Source organism: Streptomyces sp. CA-243310 (genome assembly GCF_050936775.1).
In the GTDB taxonomy this organism is placed as follows: domain Bacteria; phylum Actinomycetota; class Actinomycetes; order Streptomycetales; family Streptomycetaceae; genus Streptomyces.
Window position 1 is genome coordinate 46,988 of sequence record NZ_JBNJMF010000002.1, and the last position, 15,966, is coordinate 62,953.

The 15,966-nt window shown below is 68.8% G+C and carries 16 protein-coding genes and 1 pseudogene; 7 read left to right on the forward strand and 10 right to left on the reverse strand.

What is annotated here, in order from left to right; genetic code table 11:
• Positions 1-161: 161 nt before the first annotated feature.
• The 7 genes from ACQEVM_RS17730 to ACQEVM_RS17760 all read left to right on the forward strand — a co-directional run bounded on the left by ACQEVM_RS17730 (position 162) and on the right by ACQEVM_RS17760 (position 7,031).
• Positions 162-1,310 (forward strand): glycosyltransferase family 2 protein, encoded by a 1,149-nt coding sequence (locus ACQEVM_RS17730; protein ID WP_433080141.1) that lies wholly within the window; start codon positions 162-164, stop codon positions 1,308-1,310.
• Between the two features lie 11 nt (positions 1,311-1,321).
• Positions 1,322-2,554, forward strand: a complete 1,233-nt coding sequence (locus ACQEVM_RS17735) for an aminotransferase class III-fold pyridoxal phosphate-dependent enzyme (protein ID WP_433080143.1) — start codon at positions 1,322-1,324, stop codon at positions 2,552-2,554.
• A 47-nt stretch (positions 2,555-2,601) separates the two neighbouring features.
• Positions 2,602-3,603 carry a zinc-dependent alcohol dehydrogenase gene (locus ACQEVM_RS17740; protein WP_433080145.1) on the forward strand — a complete coding sequence of 334 codons (1,002 nt, stop codon included), beginning with the start codon at positions 2,602-2,604 and terminating at the stop codon, positions 3,601-3,603.
• Positions 3,600-4,871, forward strand: coding sequence for an MFS transporter (locus ACQEVM_RS17745; RefSeq protein WP_433080147.1), 1,272 nt, complete (start codon positions 3,600-3,602; stop codon positions 4,869-4,871). Before ACQEVM_RS17740 ends, ACQEVM_RS17745 begins: the two co-directional genes overlap by 4 nt.
• Positions 4,872-4,891: 20 nt before the next feature.
• Positions 4,892-5,536 (forward strand): HAD family hydrolase, encoded by a 645-nt coding sequence (locus ACQEVM_RS17750; protein ID WP_433080149.1) that lies wholly within the window; start codon positions 4,892-4,894, stop codon positions 5,534-5,536.
• A gap of 8 nt (positions 5,537-5,544) precedes the next feature.
• A complete protein-coding gene (locus ACQEVM_RS17755) occupies positions 5,545-6,159 on the forward strand; it encodes a DUF1349 domain-containing protein (RefSeq protein WP_433080151.1) in 615 nt (204 codons plus the stop codon).
• Positions 6,160-6,497: 338 nt separating this feature from the next.
• Positions 6,498-7,031, forward strand: a complete 534-nt coding sequence (locus ACQEVM_RS17760; protein WP_433080153.1) for a hypothetical protein — start codon at positions 6,498-6,500, stop codon at positions 7,029-7,031.
• A gap of 161 nt (positions 7,032-7,192) precedes the next feature.
• Here ACQEVM_RS17760 and ACQEVM_RS17765 read toward each other — a convergent pair whose 3' ends face one another.
• From ACQEVM_RS17765 to ACQEVM_RS17810, 10 genes and pseudogenes are all read right to left on the reverse strand, one after another.
• Positions 7,193-7,384 carry a DUF1059 domain-containing protein gene (locus ACQEVM_RS17765; protein ID WP_433080155.1) on the reverse strand — a complete coding sequence of 64 codons (192 nt, stop codon included), beginning with the start codon at positions 7,382-7,384 and terminating at the stop codon, positions 7,193-7,195.
• A gap of 619 nt (positions 7,385-8,003) precedes the next feature.
• Positions 8,004-8,699, reverse strand: coding sequence for a FadR/GntR family transcriptional regulator (locus ACQEVM_RS17770; protein ID WP_433080157.1), 696 nt, complete (start codon positions 8,697-8,699; stop codon positions 8,004-8,006).
• A 100-nt stretch (positions 8,700-8,799) separates the two neighbouring features.
• Positions 8,800-9,690 (reverse strand): amidohydrolase family protein, encoded by an 891-nt coding sequence (locus ACQEVM_RS17775; RefSeq protein WP_433085235.1) that lies wholly within the window; start codon positions 9,688-9,690, stop codon positions 8,800-8,802.
• Positions 9,687-9,998: an L-rhamnose mutarotase gene (locus ACQEVM_RS17780; RefSeq protein ID WP_433080159.1), complete on the reverse strand. Its 312-nt coding sequence runs from the start codon at positions 9,996-9,998 to the stop codon at positions 9,687-9,689. The genes ACQEVM_RS17775 and ACQEVM_RS17780 overlap by 4 nt, the downstream gene beginning before the upstream one ends.
• A complete protein-coding gene (locus ACQEVM_RS17785; protein ID WP_433080161.1) occupies positions 9,995-10,636 on the reverse strand; it encodes a LutC/YkgG family protein in 642 nt (213 codons plus the stop codon). The genes ACQEVM_RS17780 and ACQEVM_RS17785 overlap by 4 nt, the downstream gene beginning before the upstream one ends.
• A pseudogene (locus ACQEVM_RS17790) lies at positions 10,633-12,118 on the reverse strand (lactate utilization protein B). The gene ACQEVM_RS17785 and the pseudogene ACQEVM_RS17790 overlap by 4 nt, the downstream one beginning before the upstream one ends.
• Positions 12,115-12,855, reverse strand: coding sequence for a (Fe-S)-binding protein (locus tag ACQEVM_RS17795; RefSeq protein ID WP_433080163.1), 741 nt, complete (start codon positions 12,853-12,855; stop codon positions 12,115-12,117). The pseudogene ACQEVM_RS17790 and the gene ACQEVM_RS17795 overlap by 4 nt, the downstream one beginning before the upstream one ends.
• Entirely contained in the window at positions 12,855-13,847 is a 993-nt protein-coding gene (locus tag ACQEVM_RS17800) for an aldo/keto reductase (protein WP_433085237.1), read from the reverse strand. Before ACQEVM_RS17800 ends, ACQEVM_RS17795 begins: the two co-directional genes overlap by 1 nt.
• A 2-nt stretch (positions 13,848-13,849) precedes the next feature.
• Positions 13,850-14,611: an SDR family NAD(P)-dependent oxidoreductase gene (locus ACQEVM_RS17805; RefSeq protein WP_433080165.1), complete on the reverse strand. Its 762-nt coding sequence runs from the start codon at positions 14,609-14,611 to the stop codon at positions 13,850-13,852.
• Positions 14,608-15,963 carry an L-fuconate dehydratase gene (locus tag ACQEVM_RS17810; RefSeq protein ID WP_433085239.1) on the reverse strand — a complete coding sequence of 452 codons (1,356 nt, stop codon included), beginning with the start codon at positions 15,961-15,963 and terminating at the stop codon, positions 14,608-14,610. Before ACQEVM_RS17810 ends, ACQEVM_RS17805 begins: the two co-directional genes overlap by 4 nt.
• Between the last annotated feature and the right edge of the window lie 3 nt (positions 15,964-15,966).

Below are 15,966 nucleotides of genomic sequence, written 5' to 3' on the forward strand. Positions count from 1 at the left end.
CACCTGTTGATCGATTTTGTGTAGACGCGTTGAATACTGGGGGTTTGAGCCAGCCATCCTGGCGTCTTGCCCCGATTGTCCATGTCGTCAGCCCAACTTCGCGCACTCGGAAGCCGGATTCGCACCGTGCTCCGAAGTCGCTCCAACGCGTGGGGGTTCTCTTGCGTAGCAGCATCATCGTGCCGATCTATCAATCGCCCACAGTTCTCTCGCTCTTCCTGGAGTCGCTGAGGCTGACCGTCGAGCCGGACACCGAACTCATCATGGTCAACGACGGTTCGGGGCCCGAAGTAGGCGAGCTCATCGAGGAGTTCGCCCGTACTCTGAAGACCGAACGGCTCGGCGCCATCACAGTCGAGACCGTGCACAACGTGAACCCTCGTGGTTGCGGACAAGCCCTCAACCAGGGCTTGTCCAGAGCAGAGGGCGACCACGTGTTCTTCGTCGACTCCGACCTGATCCTGGCATCCGGCTGGCAATCGGGGATGCTGCGGACCCTGCACGACCATCCGGAAAGCGGGATGACCGCCGGCGTGCTGCTGTACCCGCACACCGGTGGAGTACAGCACTGCGGCATCACGTTCAGTGAGACGCTGGGCCGGCACCTGTTTCTCAACTCCCGACCCGAAGACTTGCCCGGGGCGCCGTACACCGTTCAGTTGGCTGTCTTCGCCCTCTTCGCGATGACCCGGCAGGTCCGAAACGACGTCGGCCTGCTGGACGAGCGGTACTTCAACGGATACGAGGACTTCGACTACCAGATGCGGGCCAGGGCGCTCGGCTACCGCACGGTGATCGACCCGCGGGTCACCTCCTACCACTGGGAGCTGCGCAACGGTGTCCACCGGGCGGGGAACCGCAAGAGCAACCTCGCACGGTTCTGGAAGACCTGGGGCAACCATGTCGACAACGACGTGATCCCTCGCCTGGTCAATGCACTGACGAACACGCCCGACCTCGAGCGCTTCGTTCCGGTGGATCTCGCCGAGACCCGTACCGACGCCGCCGGCGTCTGGGAAGCGCTTGCCGCCGCCTCGCCCCTCGATCGGCATGCCGTGCTCGACTACTCGACGAAAGTGGACGGGGAGAGGCCCATTCTCCTCCCACACCTACTGCCGCCCGCCCTCCTCACCGAACCGAAGCCCTTGCTGATCCTGGTCGAGAACTTCGTCCGCCTGCTCGACAACCACATGTGGCTGGCTCAGCGCCTTCAGACTCAGACGGGGGACATCGTCATCGACCTGCACGGCAACAGAGTGGGTCTTGAGGACCTCCACGCCGGCTGCTGGCCGGGGTGCAAGGTCCGGTGACGAACGATCAAATGGCCACCCCCGATGGATCGGCCGGCCTCACCTGGCTCCGCGCGGTCGGCCACATGATTCCCGCCGGATGCAGCACCCTGGCCAAAACACCTCACCGACTCCTTCCGGGGCGGGGCGCGATCGTGGCAGTGCGGGCCAAGGACGCCGAGTTCACCGACCTTGACGGTCGTACCTGGTTGGACTGCGAGATGGCCATGGGTACGGCGACATGGGGGCATGCCCGCCCCGAGGTCGGGGAAGCGGTGAGTACCGTGCTGGAACGAGGCAGCGCGTTCTCCGTGGCGGACCCCCTCGAACTGGCCCTGGCCGAGCGACTCCTGGCCCGCTTCGGTGTCTACGAAGCGGTGAAGTTCGCCAAAAGCGGTGCCGATGTGGTGAGCGGGGCGGTACGAATCGCCCGCGCGGCCACCGGACGCGACCTCGTCGTGGCGACCGAATACCACGGATGGCACGACTGGGCAGCGCCATCGCACTACTCCGCACGGCCCACTGCCCTCGGCATCCCGCAAGCCGTCGCAGCACTGACGCTGACCACCTCACCCGGCGACCCCGAGCGCCTCCTCGGACTCCTGCGCGAGCACGCGGGGAACATTGCCGCAGTGGTGATGTGCCCGAACCGCTGGTCTGCCGACCACCTCGGCATCGTCGTGGACGCGGTGCGTACCGTGGGAGCGGTCGTGATCTTCGACGAGGTCACGTCGGGCATACGGATGGGCAGACGTGCCACGTGCGGTGAAGTCGACGTATGGCCGGACCTGCTGTGCCTCTCGAAGGGCATGGCGAACGGATTCCCGTTGGCGGCGATACTGGGCCACCGCCGCTTGGTGATGCGTGCCGAGGACGTACGCATGAGCAACGCCCACTCCAGCGAGTCACTGGCACTCGCCGCCGCACTGGCCTGCGAGGACCTCATGGACGCGGTCCCCACCTGGCCGTCGTGGCGCGCACGGACCGTCGACATGATGGAAGCCCTCCGGGCCCGGATCGAAGTCCTCGGCTTGGGCGGACACATCGAGCTTCGGGGCGACTACTCGAGTTTCTCCCTGGGCACAGTCAACGCACCCGATTTCTGGACGGACCCCTTCCGCACGCACCTGCTGGATGTCCTCACCGGCTGCCGGATCTTCACCAAGGGCTACTTCGTCTTCTCCGACCGCCACACACCCGCACAGCTCGACGAGGTCGAGCGTGCCATTGACACCGCCTTGACCGACTACGGACACCACAACTGAACGGAGGCCGGGAGTTGCGAGCTCTCGTCTATGCAGGAACGGGCCGGATGGATCTCGTCGATGTCGAGGAGCCCATCCTGCGAGCACCCACCGACGTGAAGGTCCGGATCGCCATGACAGGCATCTGCGGCACCGACCACAAGATCCTCGCGGGCAAACTCGACGTGGCCGGGATCGGCACCATCCTCGGCCACGAGGGGGTGGGCACGGTGGTGGAAGTCGGTGAAGCCGTGAAACACCTCAAGATCGGCGACCGCGTCATCATCAACCCCACCCAGTCTTGCGGAACCTGCCGCAACTGCCGACTCGGCGCCTACTGCTACTGCTTCACCTTTGACGACCACCAGGTGGGCTTCACGCTTGCGGGCACCTTCGCCGAATACTTCGTGGGCTCCGCGCAGTACCTCTACCCGATCCCCCAAGGGATGAGCTGGCAGGTCGCGAGTCTCATCGAGCCGTTGGGCTGCTCGCTGAACAGCGTCCTCAAGTCCAACCTGCAGCCACACGAATCCGTCCTGGTCATCGGCTCCGGCGCCATCGGACTTCTGTGCCAGAGCATCACCCGACGATTGAGTCGCCTCACCGTGGCCACGGAACCGAACGCGTTCCGCCGTGCTTTCGCCGAGCGCTTCGCCCACCACGCCCTGCACCCCGACGAACTGACGCCGGAGAGGATCGCGGAACTCACCGACGGCAAGAAGTTCGACGTGGTGATCGACGCAGTCGGCAACCAGCTGACCGCAGCGATGTTGGCCGTTGCCAAGGGCGGCCGAGTGGTGCCCATGGGCTACGACGACACGTACCGGGTCGAGATCGCGCCCACCAGACTCATCGACGACGGGCTGAGCATCATTGCGGCCGTCCCGCTGCACGATGCCATAGGCCCCGCCATCGACTTCGCCGCGGACCTTCCGGAGCTCGCTCGGATGGTCACCACGGAAGTCGACATGGAGGACTTCCGAAGCGCCTTCGAGGCGACCATGGGTGACGACCCGGAAACCGGACGGAAAGTCGAGGTCACATCCGTCAAGGCGGTGATCCGCTCGTGAAGCGCCGCCGCTTCGTGGCACGTCTTCACCCCAACGCCCGGTACTGCATCTATACGGAGCCGTTCTGGGCGATCTTCGGTACCGCCGCCCTGTACTACGCGACGCTGTACATGGAAAGCGTCGGCCTCAGCACGGTGGCCATCGGCGGGATCCTGTCGGCCAACCTCTACGTCGCGTTCCTGTTCCAGTTGGTGGCAGGTGCCGTGACCGACAGGATGGGCAGACGTCGTGCCACGTTCTGGTTCGACGTGACGTCCTGGGTCGTCCCGATGTTCGTGTGGGCTTTCAGCAACAACTTCTGGTTCTTCCTCCTGGGCTATCTCCTCAACGCGTCGTCCAAGATCGTCAACGTGTCCTTCTGGCTACTGGCCACCGAGGACAGTCGGGAAGAGGACCGTGCGCGAGTCTTCGCCGCCATCAAAGTGGTGATCATGTTCGCGGGCTTGCTCGTACCGATCGTGGGATTCTGCATGGACAGGTACGGCACGGTGCCGAGCCTGCGCGTGCTGTTCTTTGTCGGCGGGCTCGCCATGCTGCTGCACAACTGTCTGCGTCACTGGTACACGGTCGAGACGCAGGCGGGCATCGAGGCCAGGCAGCGCCACGCCGGCACACCACTGTTCCGGAGCGTGATCGACAGTGGCCGGCTGTTGTGGGCGGCCGGACGGCACAGCGCGCTGCGGCGCCTCGTCGCCATGTACATGCTAAGTTTTGTCGCCGTCCAACTCAACGTGTTCCTGGCCGTGTACCTCACGAAGAACCTCGGGTACAGCGCTCTGGTGGTGGGCTCGGTCCCGGCTCTCGGCGCGGTCACCGCCCTGCTCTGCTACGCGGTCGTCATGCCTTGGGCGTCGGGACGAGCCTCGGCGAACACCATGGCACGATGGTCACTCGTCGCCAGTCTGGCAGGCTGGACACTCTTCCTGACCCTCGGCCCGGGGAACCTCACCCTGCTGTGCCTGTGCACCATGCTCACCTCGGGCGGCCCCTTCCTGGTGGAGTCCTACCGCGATGCCGGCGTGGTGAGCTGCGTGCACACCTCGGAGCGAGCCACATTCTTCGCGGCCGTACAGACCTTCACCGCCGTGGTGTCGATTCCGACCGGATACCTGTCCGCAGTACTCTTCCAAACCCATCCGCTGCTGCTGTTCGCAGCGATCAGCACGCTGTACGGGGCGGCCGCACTCTGTACATTCGGCCGGCACACCACCTTTCAAGCCGATGTTCGACTTGTCCCCCACCGCTCGGGGGCGGTGACCAACCCGTGAACGCAGGCGAACGAGCCCTGGTGCTCGACTTCGACGGACTCGTCGCAGACACCGAAGTGCTCTGGCTGGCCGTCCTCACCAGGCTCTATCGCTCCCTGTCCCAAGAACTGCCGCACGACCGCTACGTCGCCTCCATCGGCGGCACACTCCAGGACTTCAACCCCTTCGAGGATCTGGCGGCCCGATGCGGGACGATCAGCGCGGCCGAGCTGGAGCTCCGGGGCGAGAACCTGTTCCGAACCTGGATGACCTATGAGGCGCCGCTACCGGGAGTCCGGCGCCTGGTGACGCAGGCGGAACGAATCGGCCTACCGCTCGCCATCGCGTCGAGCTCCCGCTCCGCCTCCGTGATACCCCACCTCGAGAGTTTCGGACTCCTCGATTCCTTCAGCGTGGTCGTTACATCGGAGGACGTGCCGCGGGTGAAGCCGGCGCCGGATCTCTACCTACGGGCGGCACAGCGCCTGGGCGTCGACCCTACGGGCATCCTGGCTTTCGAGGACTCCCACCGGGGAGTCCGGGCCGCGACGGCGGCAGGCGCTCTCTGCGTGGCCGTGCCGCACGTCCTCTCCCGGACTCACGACTTCAGCGATGCGGCGCTGCGCCTCGACTCACTGGCGCTGTGCGACGTGGAAGACCTCTTGTTGCTCCCCGCCGATAGGTGAAAACCCTGATGAAGCCAGTGCGTATGTCCGCGTTGCCATTCAAGCTGATGCCACGCGGTCCATCCGGGGCTCGGTGGAGCACCGACGGCGAGGCACTTGAGATCGTGTCGGCGGCGATGAGCGATCTCTTCCTCGATTGCACTGCTGCGCCTGGCGAGGCGGCGGCGGACCTGACGCGACTGACCGGGGAGGTGGAGGGGCCCTTCCAACTGGCCGCGCGGGTGACCGTGGACTTTCGGGACCGGTTCGATGCGGGCGTCCTGGTGGTGTGGGTGGACCCGTCCACGTGGCTCAAGCTCTGTTTCGAGTTCTCTCCGGCCCACCGGGGAAGTGTCGTCTCCGTCGTGACCCGTGGCGTGTCGGACGACGCGAACTCCTGGCACGTCCCCGGGAACAGGGTCTGCCTCCGTGTTTCCCGAATGCGACATGCTTTCGCGCTGCACAGCTCGCACGACGGTCGAACCTGGCAGCTTGTCCGAGTGTGCAGCCTCGGAGTGGCGATCGACCGCCCGGTGGAGGTGGGCTTCCTCTCCCAGTCACCGACCGGTGCCGACTGCCGGGCGGTGTTCGAGAACATCACCTTCACGACCCTCGAGTTGTCGAACACGCGGGACGGCAGCTGACCTCGACGGACTCTTCGACCTGTCCGCATCTCGCACGACCGGCCCAAGGGGCCCAGAGGGGGCAACCGAGAGCTCTCCCCGCCGGCCGCGCTCGTGCGCCCTGGCCGGCGGGGAGGGAGCCTCGACGACTGGACGTGTTTGTGCCCGAGTTTGTGCCCGAGCACAGGAACTTCTCGGGGAAGATGGCCGAACCTCACCCGGGCGCCTTCGTGCTGTGATGCGGCTGCGCTCGGCAGGCATCGCCCGGCTGAGCATCAGGTACTGATCGCGCCCTCACAAGGGATCTCGCTAAGGTGGCGACCGAACCAACCAGCCCATAGCGTGACAAAGGATCTCGCGTGACCCAGCAACAGCGCCCGCAACCCGTCTCCGGCATTGCACCACCGCCCGCGCCCCGCCGGAGCGCCGACTGGATGTTCGGTGGGGTTTACGGAACGGTGCTGGCCAGCGCCCTGCTCGCCGCACTGGACCAGACGGGCCAGGACTACACCCCCTTCTACGACGCCAGCTGGGTGCTGGTGACCGCGGTCGCTGCCGGCCTCGCGCACGGTTACTCCCACCACATGGCCACCCACCACGAAGGGGGCGCTGGTCACCGATGGCGGCTGCTTTCCCATGCCCTGTGGAACGAGTGGCCGATGGTCGTGGCCGTCCTCCCCACTGTCCTGCTCCTGGTCGCCGCCGGAATCGCTGACTGGGATTCCTACACGGTGACGGCCGTGGGGCTGGGGCTGAACACGGCCCTGCTCTTCGGCTGGGGCGCCTTCGTGGCAGCCCGAGTCGGCCATCGCATCCGCTCCGCGCTCCTCATCGGACTGGCGGACGCCACGATCGGCCTGACCGTCATCGCGGCCAACGCCCTCATCAAGTAGCCGCCACGTACGGGCGACTCGAACGGATTCGTCACGCCGCCCCGCACCCCGCGTCGTGCTCCGCGCCCGGATGGTCCGGCCGAGATCCAAGCCGGCCTGCCGGGGGCAGCCGCCCCCTTCAGGCCAGTCCACCCCATGGGCTGCCCGGTGGCGAGCTGTGCTCAGGTGTGCTGGGGCACCTCGTCCTTCAGAAAACCTCGCATCGAGGCGCGAAATTCCGGAGTGTCCTCATGACCGTGCACTGCGACGGCGTGCGAAGTCGCTGCCCGCAGGACTTCTTCCTCCTCGCCCGCGATCGTCAACGTGCAGTGCGATTCACTGGGCTGCTCCCTGCAGTCCATGACCTTGCGCATGGCGTGCCTCCCGTGCTGGTGGCGGTGCCGCCGACGGCGCCCCCGGAGGGGCCCTGGATGCGAGGGCCGGCGCATACGGGGCTCTTCCGACGATCCTCCTTCTCAGCCGAAAACGAAAGCCTCGGCCGAGAAGCTCACGCGCGCGCCCGCAACCACGGTGCCGGCCCCCACCGGCTCAGGCCGCACGCACAGCAGGTGCGGCAGTCGTGACAGCAGCCACCCGACAGCCCGTGGTGTCGGGTGGCTGTCTGCGCGAGGAGGCGGGGGATGCGGCCGCCCCGCGTCAGGAGCGGTCGGCAGCAGGAGGCAGGGGTCATGAAGGCCGCGACTCTGCCCTTCGCTCGGCGAGGAGTCTGCGTGCGACACCCAGCGCTGCGCAGGGTGTACGGCGTCCGACAAGACGCACGGGGCGTGACGGCGTCGTCGAGCCGAGACCGGACCACCGAGCCGGAGGGCGAGGTCAGGGCACGGTGGCGCAACCGGCGGATGCGCACGCAGGGTGACCGTGTCGGGACGGATTCGGATCCGTCCCGACACGGCCCCTATTTCGTGCGAGCGGCATCGCCGTACACAGCTCATGCTGTGTCGCCACCGCAACCGCGGAAGGCCCTCGGGCAGGTCAGCCCAGTGGGGAGCCGGGCTCGGCGAGCGTGTCCCTCAGCCACTGCTCAACTCCCGCGACATGGACGGTCGCCCAGGCGTGGGCGAGGTCGGGGCGGCGGCCGGCGATGGCCTCGAAGATGGCGCGGTGCTGCTGGCGGGTGCGTTCGACGGCGCCCTCCTCAGTCAGCCCGCGCCACACGCGTGCTCGCGCGGTCGGGCCAGACAGCCCTTCGACCAACGAGCAGAGCACCGTGTTGCCCGAGCCTACGGCGATGCCGTGGTGGAAGGCGAGGTCGTTGTCGATCAGCTCTTCCAGGGTGGCGTCTTCGCGCAGGCCTTCCAGTACGCCGCCGAGGGCGACGATGTCCTCGTCGGACATGACCCGGGCAGCCATGGCCGCGGCGGCGGGTTCCAGGATGCGGCGGACCTCAAGGAACTCCAGGACGGTGTCGTCCTGGTGGAAGTCGACGACGAAGCCGAGGGCGTCCAGGAGCAGGTGGGGCTCCAGGCTGGTCACGTAGGTGCCGTCGCCCTGGCGTACGTCGAGTACGCGGATGAGCGAGAGCGCTTTGACCGCCTCGCGCAGGGAGTTGCGCGACAGCCCCAGTCGTTCCGCGAGGTCGGCTTCCCGGGGGAGCTTCGAGCCGGGGCGGAGTTCACCGCTGACGATCATGGCCTTGATCTTCTCGATCGCCTCGTCGGTGACTGGCACTGCTACGCCTCCTGTGGCTCTGGTCTGTGCAGCATAGTCTGCGCCCGGCGCGCGCTGAGGTGCCCTCGACCGCGGTCGGCAGGCCCCGATCGCGCGTCCGTCAGTGAGAGTGCGCCGCGGGCGGACGCGGCTGGTGGCCTCGCAGTCCGTAGACGCGGATCGCGTTGCGGCGGAACACCGCGTCCTGTTCTCCCGGGACGAGCGAGTCCGTGAGTACCTCGGCCGTCCGTACGACCGTCGCGTAGTCGGCCTGCAGGGTGCACACCGGCCAGTCGGAGCCGAACAGCAGACGATGCGGGCCGAAAGCGGCCAGGACGGTGTCGGCGTACGGTTTGAGGTCCTCGATCCTCCATGTGCCGGGGGCGGCTTCGGTGACCAGGCCGGAGAGTTTGCACACCGTGTTCGGCAGGGCTGCAAGTCGCCGCAGGTCGTCAGACCAGGGGGCGAGCGCGCCGGTGGCGAGCGGAGGCTTGCCGAGGTGGTCGAGGACGAAGGTCAGGCCGGTGAGCCTGGCGGCTGCGGTGACCGCCGCGGCGATCTGGCGTGGCGTGACGACGAGGTCGTAAGCGAGACCGGCGGCGGACACGGCGGTCAGGCCTCGTTGCACGTCGGGACGGAGCAGCCAGTTCGCGTCGGGCTCCTCCTGGACCTGGTGGCGGATGCCGACGAGGCGGTCCCCGCCGAGCCGCTCGCGCAGGGCGGCGATCGTGCCGGCGACGTCCGGGGCGGAAAGGTCGACCCAGCCGACGACGCCGGCGATGAGGTCGCTGCCGGCCGCGAGGGCCAGCATCTCCGGGGTCTCCTCCGGCAGGCAGACGGTCTGTACGAGGATGGTGCCGACGACGCCGACGGCCCGTGCCTCGGCGGTGAGTTCGTCTGCGGAGAAGGTTCGGGCCAGTGGGGCCAGGGCCTCGCCGGTGATCCAGGGCTGTGGGCGAACCGTCAGGTCCCAGACGTGGTGGTGCGCGTCGATGATCCGGCGGGCGGTCACAGGTCCCACACCACCGGGAGTCCGGCGGCGGAACCTGCCTCGGAGTAGTCGTGGACGACGTCGAGGAGGTCGGCCATCCGCGTCTGCCAGGCGATGTTGACGGGCAGGTGTTTCAGCTCGGCGAGCAGGCGGGCGTAGTCCTCGCACTCCAGGACGTGGAACAGCTCGCGATGGCTGCGCCAGATGGTCCAGGAGCGCACTCCGGCGGCCCGGATGGCGGCGGCGAGTTCGGCGGGGACCGCGCGGTGGGCGACCTCGTATGCGTCGATCCGGTCCGCGTGGACTCGGGTGTGCAGGGCGATCCTCATGGCTGCTCCGGGTCGACGATGATGACTTCCAGGGTGCGAGGGCCGTGCACGCCCTCCACTCTGTCCAGTTCGATGTCGCTGGTGGCGGACGGGCCGGAGACGAAAGTCAGCGGCCGGGTCGGATCGAGACGTGCGAGAGCGTCGGGCACGTCGTCGGCGATCTGTTCGGCGCGGATGACGCATAGGTGGTAGTCGGGGACGAGGGTGAGGGCTCGCCTGCCCTGGCCGGGTCCGGTGTCGAGCACGATCGTGCCGGTGACGGCGATGCCGGCAGCGGCGAGGGTGATCGTTCCGTCCAGGGTGTCCAGGGTCGGGACGTCGAGTGGTGCCGGATGCCACTGCCAGGTGCCGGGCGGAAGCGTCTCGGCGGGGAAGCCGTCCGGCAGCGCCAGGTGTGCGGCGCCGCGCGCGGTGAGGGCGGTGGCGATGGCCTCGGGCAGGCCGCCGGGGTGGGTGCGGGTGACGGTGGCGCGGTAGTCGGCGACCCGTTCCGAGAACAGGGCGATGGTGTCCTCGCCGGGCTCGGTGTGGCTGCGGCGGTAGTCGCGTGGGACGGCGACGTCGTCCGGGGTCTCGTCGGCCGGTACGTCGGCGAGCGCCGCACGGATGCGACCGAGGATGGTCTCGCGACTGCTCATCGCCCTGCTTCCCTTTCGTTGTCCGTTTCCTGCTCCTTGTTCTTGCGCCACCAGGTCCGGAAGGACTCGGTGGGCGGGGCGGGGGTGTCACGCGTTTCGGACCACCAGGGGGCCCGGCAGCCGGCCGATGCGCCCGTCCCGGGCGAGGGCGCGTCCTCCGAGGCTCGCCGCCTTCTGCACGATGGCGAGCAGTCTCGGGGAGTCGAGGACCATGGCGGCGGCCCTCATCGCGGCGGCCTCGGCCGTGGGCAGGCGATTGGCGGCCCGTTCGCTCTCGACGACCTCGGCCCGCAGGTGGGCGAGCACCTCCGGAATGTCGATCTTCACCGGGCAGGCTTCGTAACAGGCCCCGCACAGAGTGGAGGCGAAGGGCAGGGTGGAGGCGTTCTCCACTCCGACCAGCTGCGGGGTGAGGACGGCGCCGATCGGTCCGGGGTACACCGTGCCGTAGGCGTGGCCGCCGGTGCGTTCGAAGACCGGGCAGACGTTGAGGCAGGCGGAACAGCGGATGCAGGCGAGGACCTGGCGGCCGACCTCGTCGGCGAGGGTGTCCGTGCGGCCGTTGTCCAGGAGTACCAGGTGAAACCGGGACGGGCCGTCGCCGCCGGTGGTACCGGTCCAGGTGGAGGTGTAGGGGTTCATCCGCTCGCCGGTGGAGGAACGGGGCAACAGTTGGAGGAAGACTTCGAGGTCGGACCAGGTGGGGACGACCTTCTCGATGCCCATGACGGTGATGAGGGTTTGGGGCAGGGTGAGGCACATCCGACCGTTGCCCTCGGACTCCACGACGACGAGCGTGCCGGTGTCGGCGACGGCGAAGTTGGCGCCGGAGATCGCGACCTTCGCGGTGAGGAACTTCCGCCGCAGGTGCTGTCGGGCCGCTTCGGCGAGCTCGGCCGGGTCGTCGCCGAGGCCGTCGGGCGCCGGCTGCCCCCAGTGGCCCATCTCGGCGGTGAACAGGTCGCGGATCTCGGTCCGGTTCTTGTGGATCGCGGGGACGAGGATGTGGGAGGGACGATCGTCGCCCAACTGCACGATCAGCTCGGCGAGGTCGGTCTCGTACGCAGTAATGCCGGCCTCTGCCAGGTGCTCGTTGAGGCCGATCTCCTGGGTCGCCATCGACTTGATCTTCACGACCTCCCGCTCGCCCGTGGCCCGTACGAGCTCCGTGACGATGCGATTGGCCTCACCGGCGTCCGAGGCCCAGTGCACGGTGCCGCCCGCCGCCGTGATGGATTCCTCCAGGCTCACAAGGTAGCGGTCGAGGTGACGCGAGGTGCGCTTCTTGATGGCGGCGGCCGACTCGCGCAGTGCTTCCCAGTCGTCGAGCTCGGCGGCGACGGCGAGGCGCTTGTCGCGGATCGTGGCGGTCGCCCGCTTCAGGTTGGCGCGCAGCCGGGGATTCGCGAGCGCGTCGCGGGCGGCGTCGGGGAAGGACGGCGAGCCGAGCCAGACGACGCCGCGGTCACCGGGATCGGTCATGGCGCCGCTCCTTCGACGGTGGCGAGGATTTCGGCCAGGTGCATGGTTCGTACGGTGCTGCACTGCCGGGAAAGTCCGCCGCCGATGTGCATCAGACAGGAGTTGTCGGCGGCGCACAGGACCTCGGCGCCGCTGTCGAGGACTGCTCGCGTCTTGTCGGCGAGCATCGCGCCGGAGGTCTCGGCGTTCTTGAGGGCGAACGTGCCGCCGAAGCCGCAGCACGAGTCGGCGGCGGGGAGGTCGACCAGTTCGATGTCCTTGACGGCTCGCAGCAGCCGCAGCGGGCGGTCCTCCAGACGGAGTCCGCGCAGGGAGTGACAGGTGGGGTGGTAGGTGACGCGGTGCGGAAAGCGCGCTCCGACGTCGGTGACGTCGAGGATGTCGGTAAGGAACTCGGTGAACTCATGCACTCTGGGGACGAGTTCGGTGACCTGACGCTGGAGTGGCGCGGACCCGTGGTCACGGGCCAGGACGGGGTGGCTGTCGCGGACCATTCCGGCGCACGAGGCGGACGGGGTGACCACGGCGTCGTACTCGGCGAAGGTCCGCGCGAAGCGAGTGACCAGCGGGACGGCCTCGGGGCGGTAGCCGGTGTTGAAGTGCATCTGTCCGCAGCAGGTCTGGTCCTGCGGAAACTCGACGCTGTGTCCGAGCCGCTCCAGTACGGTCACCACGGCACGGCCGGTACCCGGGAACATGGTGTCGTTGAAGCAGGTGATGAACAGGGCGATGCGCATCAGCCCGCCTCCCGGGGCGTGGGGAGGTCGGCGGGGAGCAGGCCGTGCTCCTTCAGCTCCGTCCACAGTGCGTCCGGTACGGGGTGTCGGAGCATGGCGGCGGCGTCGCGGATCTCGGTGGCGTTGCGGGTGCCGACCAGCACGGCGGCGACGGCCGGGTGTCCGAACGGGAAGCGCAGGGCGGCGGCACGGAGCGGGACCCCGTGCCGCTCGCACGCAGCCTTCAGGTCAAGCGCGCGTGCCAACAGGTCCATGGGTGCGGCCGCATAGTCGAAAGTGGCACCGGGGCGCGGGTCTGCGAGCAGGCCGGAGTTGAAGACGCCGCCGATGACGACGCCGACGCCGCGCCCGGCCGCGAGGGGCAGCAGTTCGGTGAGTCCCTGCTGGTCGAGGAGGGTGTAGCGACCGGCCAGCAGCACGGTGTCGATGTCCGTGTCGCGTACGAAGCGGGCGAGGAGCCCGGCCTGGTTCATGCCGACGCCGATCGCGCCGAGGATGCCTTCGTCGCGCATGTGCGCGAGCTCTGGGTAGGCCTGTGTGAGGGCCTGCTCCGCGTGGTCGTCGGGGTCGTGGAGGTAGGCGACGTCGATCCGGTCGAGGCCGAGCCGCTCCAGGCTCGCCTCGATCGAGCGGCGTACGCCGCTCGCACTGAAGTCCCAGCGTCGACGGTGGGTGGCGGGAACGGCGAAGCCGTTGGCGCGGTCGCCGCCCGAGGCCTGCGGAGTCGGTTCGAGGAGGCGGCCGACCTTGGTCGACACCACGTACTCGGGTCGGGGCCGGGTGCGCAGTGCGGCGCCGAGGCGACGTTCGGACAGCCCGAGGCCGTAGTGCGGAGCCGTGTCGAAGAAGCGGACGCCGGCTTCCCAGGCGGCGTGGACGGCCTGCTCCGCGTCGGCGTCGCTGACGGCGGTGAAGAGGTTGCCGATGCCCGCCGCGCCGAAGGCGAGTTCGGTGACGCGTACCGCGCTGTGTCCGAGGGTGCTCTGGCGCAGGGTCACGGCTTGGGCTCCGGTCGCAGGCGCAGGCCCGCCATGCCCCCGTCGACGGCGAGCGCGGTGCCGGTGGTACTGCCGGCGGCAGGGGAGGCAAGGTAGGCGATGGCGGAGGCGACCTCCTCGACGGTGACGAGACGGCCGGTCGGCTGGCGGCCGTTCAGCGCGGCGCGCTCGCCGGCCGGGTCCTGGGCCGCTTCGAGGAGACGGCCGACCCACGGTGTGTCGACGGTGCCCGGGTTGACGCAGTTGACCCGGATGCCCTCGCGGACGTGGTCGGCGGCCATGGCCAGCGTGAGGGAGAGGACGGCGCCCTTGCTCGCCGAGTACAGGGCACGCTGCGGGAGTCCCGCGGTGGCGGCGATGGAGCAGGTGTTGACCACCGAGGCGGCGCCTGAGCGGCGCAGGTGGGGCAGGGCGGCGCGGGTGGTGCGGACGATGCCGAGGACGTTGACGTCCAGGACGCGGTGCCACTGCTCGTCCGCGTTGTCCTCGACGGTGCCGGCCGCGCCGATGCCGGCGTTGTTGACCAGGATGTCGATCCCGCCGAGCGCGTCGGCGGCGTTCTGCACGGCGGAGCGTACGGAGTTGTCGTCGGCGACGTCGGCGGTGAAGCCGTGCAGCGGGGCGGGGGCGCCTGCGGGGTCCAGGTCGAGGACGGCGACGGCCGCTCCCCGGGCGCCGAGCAGCCGGGCGGTGGCCAGTCCGATGCCGGAGGCGCCTCCGGTGACGAGGGCGGTCAGGCCGTGGAGTTCGGTCGTCATGCGTGGTCCTCCGAGTCCTTGCCGGGCACGGTGACGGACGCCTCGTCCGCCGCCCAGAACGCTCCGTCGGGGTAGGTGTAGGTGGCGATGGCGGCCGGGTCCATGGTGGCGGAGAAGCCGGGCGTGGTGGGTGCCCGGTAGTGGCCGCCGCTGATCACGACCGGGTCGAGGAAGTGCTGGTGGAGGTGGTCGACGTACTCGATGACCCGGTCCTGGGTGGTGCCGGACAGGGCGACGTAGTCGAACATCGACAGGTGCTGGACGAGTTCGCACAGGCCGACGCCGCCGGCGTGCGGGCAGACGGGGACGCCGAACTTGGCGGCGAGCAGCAGGATGGCGAGGTTCTCGTTCACGCCGGCCACGCGGGCCGAGTCCAGCTGCAGGACGTCGATCGCCTCGGCCTGGAGGAGCTGCTTGAAGACGATGCGGTTCTGTACGTGCTCGCCGGTGGCCACCTTGACCGGGTGGACGCCGCGCCTGATGGCGGCGTGGCCGAGGACGTCGTCGGGGCTGGTGGGCTCCTCGATCCAGTACGGGTCGAATGCGGTGAGGGCCTTGGTCCATTCGATCGCTTCGGTGACGTTCCACCGCTGGTTGGCGTCGATGGCGACTCGGATGTGTGGTCCGACGGCCTGACGGGCGGCGCGGCAGCGGCGGATGTCGTCGTCGAGGTCGGCGCCGACCTTGAGCTTGATCTGGGTGAAGCCGTCGGCGACGGCCTGCTGGGCGAGGCGGGTGAGCTTCTCGTCGGAGTAGCCGAGCCAGCCCGGGGAGGTCGTGTAGGCGGGGTAGCCGCGCCGCAGGAGGTCGGTGGCCCGTGCGGGGGCACCGTGCTTGCCCTTGTGCAGGAGGTCGAGTGCCTCGTCGGGGGTCAGGGCGTCGCTGATGTAACGGAAATCGATCTGGGAGACCAGCCATGCGGGGTCGGCGTCGGCGAGGAGCTGCCACAGCGGCTTGCCCTCGCGCTTTGCGGCGAGGTCCCAGACGGCGTTGACGACGGCGCCGATCGCCATGTGCATCACGCCCTTCTCGGGGCCGAGCCAGCGCAGTTGGCTGTCGCCGACGAGGTCGCGGGACAGCAGGCCGGGATCGGCGCACAGCTCGGCGACCGACCGGCCCGTGACATGGTCCTTCAGCGCGTCGATGGCGGCGACCTGGACATCGTTGCCGCGACCGATGGTGAACGTGAAGCCGTGCCCCTCGTGGCCGCCCGCGGAGGTGCGCAGGACGACGTACGCGGCGGAGTAGTCGGGGTCGGGGTTCATCGCGTCGGACCCGTCGAGCTCCCGCGAGGTCGGGAAGCGGATGTCGTAGGTGTCGACGGCGGTGATCCGTGCGGTGTTCGCGGACAACTC